Source organism: Streptomyces sp. NPDC037401 (assembly GCF_055602345.1).
This window is the reverse complement of the sequence record NZ_JBVJWO010000004.1, coordinates 112,959-116,279: the sequence shown is the minus strand read 5'-3', so window position 1 is coordinate 116,279 and position 3,321 is coordinate 112,959. Positions and strand designations below refer to the sequence as shown.

Here is a 3,321-nt window from a genome sequence, read left to right as displayed (position 1 = left end):
GGATTTTTTTTTTTTTTGTCTTTTTTTTCTTCCTGCTTTGTCTTCCCCCCCCCCCTCCCCCCCTCCCCTCCTCCCCCCCCCCCCTCCCCCCCCCCCCCCACCCCCCCCCCCCCCCCGGTGCTCTGCAGCAGGGTGTGGACGAAGAGCAGCTCGGTCCCGCCGGCCGTGGCCGCGGCGATCCGGTGCGGGGTCAGGGAGTCGAAGTGGGCGCTGTCCCCCGGTTCCAGGCGGTATTCGGCATCGCCCAGGTGCAGGCGCAGCCCGCCCTTGAGCACGTACAGCCACTCCTCGCCGGGATGCACGCGTACGAGCTCGCCCTGGCTCCGGCCGTACGGCACCTGAACGCGCAGGGCCTGCATGCCGCGCCCCGGGCCGCCCGCCTGCCAGTACGTCCAGCCGTCCGCCTCGCGGGCACCCGCGCCGCCGCCCCTGACGACCGGGTCGGCAGCCGGGAGCGCCTCTCCCAGCAGTTCGGATACCGTCGTACCGTAGGCACGGGCGAGTCCGAGCAGCATGGGCAGCGACGGCCGGCGCCGGCCGGTCTCCAGGCGGGACAGGTGCGCCGGGGACATCCGGGCCCGGGCCGCTGCGGCTTCCAGCGTCAGGCCGGTACGGCGGCGCAGGTCGCGCAGTTGCGGGGCCACCACGGGCGGCTCGTCACCGGGCCCGGAAGCGGACGCGGGGTCCGGGCCGGGACCGGGGGCAGGACCGGTGTTCATGCCACCGATTGAGCCAGAGTCTTGCCTCGGCGGCAAGCCGTCTTGCCTCTGAGGCAAAAGGCCGGCCGGGGAAACCCCGTGCGTCGCCCGGCGGGCACCGTCCGTGGTTGACGGGCCCCGGGCCGGCGGGACACCGTACGCCCATGGCTCGACCCTCGACCGGCAACCGCAGCAACCCCGGCGCCCGCAGCACCCTCGTCTTCCTCGTCTTCCTGGCACTGGGCGGGGTGCTGGCGTGCACCCTCGTCGGCGCTTCCGGAGCACTCGGCCCGGACTCCCAGGGCACCGGCGCCGACGGCGTCGCCGGCCGGCGCGTGGACATCCTGGAGGTGCCCCCCGGGCCGCCCGAGCCGCGGGTGCCCGTGGTGAGCGTGGACTGCGGCCGCAACGAGGAAGGCCACTACAACGAGGACAACCTCGTCGTCTCCCCAGGTCTGCGCGGCGGCGCCCACCACACCCACGCCTACGTGGGGAACCTCTCCACCGACGCCCTGTCGACCGACGCCGGCCTGGCCGCGGCGCCGACGACGTGCGCGGGCGGGGACCGCTCCACCTACTACTGGCCGGTGCTGCGCCGCACGGACCGACCGGGCCGGCAGGCCCACGAGCGGGCCGCGGCGGGCCACGGGAACGCCGGGGAGATCCTGCGGCCGGCGGCGGTCTCGGTGCAGTTCCACGGCAACCCGTCGAGCGACGTCGTGCCGATGCCGCGGTTCCTGCGGGCGATGACCGGCAACGCCGTCGCGTACACGGAGGGCGGCGACGCCGACGTACGCGCCCGCTGGGGCTGCACCGGCTTCCCGGACCGGGCGACGACGGAGTACCCGCGCTGCCCGCAGGACGACCGGATCACCCGCACCCTCGACTTCCCGAGCTGCTGGAACGGCCTGGACACGCAGAGCCCCGGGCACCGCGCGCACCTGGTCTTCCCCTCCCCGGCAGGGGTGTGCCCGGCGGGCACCTTCCCGGTGCCGCGGCTTCGGATCTCGCTCGCGTACGACGTGTCGGCGGACGCGCCCATCGCGCTCGACTCCTTCCCGGAGCAGCGCCACAGCCCCCGGACGGATCACGCCATGTTCGTCAACGTCATGACGGACGCACAGATGGCCCGGCTGGTCCGCGCACTGAATCTTCCGAAAGCGTGAACCACACCGTCGGTTCACCCGTGTATCCCACGAAGCACGTCAAGGGACGGAGAGGGTGAGATGGCCGGACTGTGGCCACGAGCTCGGCGGAGCACGGCCGACGAGGTACTGATCAGGTCGCTGTACGAGGAACACGGCAACGCGCTGCTGTCGTACGCGACCAGGCTGACCCGCGACCGGGCCGCCGCCGAGGACGTCGTGCAGGAGACGCTGATCCGCGCCTGGAAACACCCAGAGGTGATGGTCAACGGCAAGGGCTCGGTGCGGGGCTGGCTACTGACGGTGGCGCGCAACATCGTCACCGACCGGTACCGGGCGAAGGCGATCCGCCCCGTCGAGGTGGGCGACTCGCCGTCCAGTCCGCCCACGGAACCGGACCACGCGGACTCCGTGGTCGACTCCATGGCCGTCCTGGGCGCCCTGGACCGGCTCTCGCCGGACCACCGGGACGTGCTCATGGAGTTGTACTTCCGCCAGCGCAGCGTGACGGAGGCGGCCGACGCGCTCGGCATCCCGGCCGGGACGGTCAAGTCGCGGTCTCATTACGCCCTCAGGGCCTTGCGTGAACTGTTCACGCACGAAGAACAGGCCGGCGGTCAGGACAGGCCCGCCGGACGGCAGGAGGTGGTGGCATGAACCGGCAGCGGCACGAGGAGGAGCTGCTCGGCGCCTACGCCCTCGGCGCACTCGACGAACCGGACACGCTGCGGCTCCAGGAGCACCTGGAGTCCTGCACGCAGTGCACCGCGGAACTGGAGGAGCTGCGGGAGATGGTGGCGGCGCTCGGCGAGGTCCCGGAGGAGGCGTTCCTGGAGGGTCCCCCGGAGGGCGGCGACCTGCTGCTCCAGCGCACGCTGCGGCGGGCGCGCGCCGAGCGGACGGGGATGCACACCCGGACCTGGGCGGTCGCCGGGCTGGCCGCGGCGGCCTCGCTCGCCGCGGTGTTCTGGGTCGGTACGCGCGTCGGGGCCGACCCGGCGGACGGCGGCGCTCCGGTCGCCCGGCCGCCGGCCCGGACCCAGCCGGTGAGTCCGCCGGCCCCGGTGCCGGGGACGAAGGTGGCCTCGGCCACCGATCCGGGTACGGGCGCCCGGATGACCCTGAAGGTCACCCCCGCGACCCGGTGGGTGCGGGTGAACGCCGCGGTCACCGGGATCGCGCCGGGCGAGCGCTGCCGGCTCGTGGTCGTCGCCCGGGACGGCGGCCGGACCATCGCGGGCAGCTGGGTCGTGGGCTCCGCCGCCAACGGCGAGGGCAAGGGCGCGTCCCTCGACGGCTCGGCGGCGGTCGACCCCGCGGACGTGGCATCGGTGGTCGTCGAGAACGAGTCCGGACGGAGGTTCGTCACCGTCCCCGTGTGACGCCGGCACCGTGCACGAGCGGGGGGGGGGGGGGGCGGGGCCCCCCAGCAACCCCGGGGTCTCGGGCTTTTTGGTTTCCCCCAAGCACCTTCCCTG

At 73.9% G+C, this 3,321-nt stretch carries 3 protein-coding genes and 1 pseudogene; 3 read left to right on the top strand and 1 reads right to left on the bottom strand.

Annotated elements, in window-relative coordinates:
• Positions 1–119 precede the first annotated feature (119 nt).
• Positions 120–719, bottom strand: a pseudogene (locus ACZ7H1_RS04780) (helix-turn-helix domain-containing protein); the annotation flags it as partial.
• Between the two features lie 143 nt (positions 720–862).
• On the opposite strand from ACZ7H1_RS04780, the gene ACZ7H1_RS04775 reads away from it, so the two are divergent.
• Genes ACZ7H1_RS04775 through ACZ7H1_RS04765 form a run of 3 tightly spaced genes read left to right on the top strand, consistent with a single transcriptional unit; the run spans position 863 to position 3,225 of the window.
• A complete protein-coding gene (locus ACZ7H1_RS04775; protein ID WP_470783749.1) occupies positions 863–1,864 on the top strand; it encodes a DUF1996 domain-containing protein in 1,002 nt (333 codons plus the stop codon).
• 60 nt (positions 1,865–1,924) lie between these two features.
• Positions 1,925–2,500, top strand: a complete 576-nt coding sequence (locus tag ACZ7H1_RS04770) for a sigma-70 family RNA polymerase sigma factor (protein ID WP_470783747.1) — start codon at positions 1,925–1,927, stop codon at positions 2,498–2,500.
• Positions 2,497–3,225, top strand: coding sequence for an anti-sigma factor (locus ACZ7H1_RS04765; protein ID WP_470783746.1), 729 nt, complete (start codon positions 2,497–2,499; stop codon positions 3,223–3,225). The genes ACZ7H1_RS04770 and ACZ7H1_RS04765 overlap by 4 nt, the downstream gene beginning before the upstream one ends.
• Positions 3,226–3,321: the final 96 nt, after the last annotated feature.

Bases quoted from the DNA above. Each gene is read 5' to 3' on its own strand.
- ACZ7H1_RS04775 (WP_470783749.1), top strand. From the start codon at position 863: ATGGCTCGACCCTCGACCGGCAACCGCAGCAACCCCGGCGCCCGCAGC.
- ACZ7H1_RS04770 (WP_470783747.1), top strand. From the start codon at position 1,925: ATGGCCGGACTGTGGCCACGAGCTCGGCGGAGCACGGCCGACGAGGTA.
- ACZ7H1_RS04765 (WP_470783746.1), top strand. From the start codon at position 2,497: ATGAACCGGCAGCGGCACGAGGAGGAGCTGCTCGGCGCCTACGCCCTC.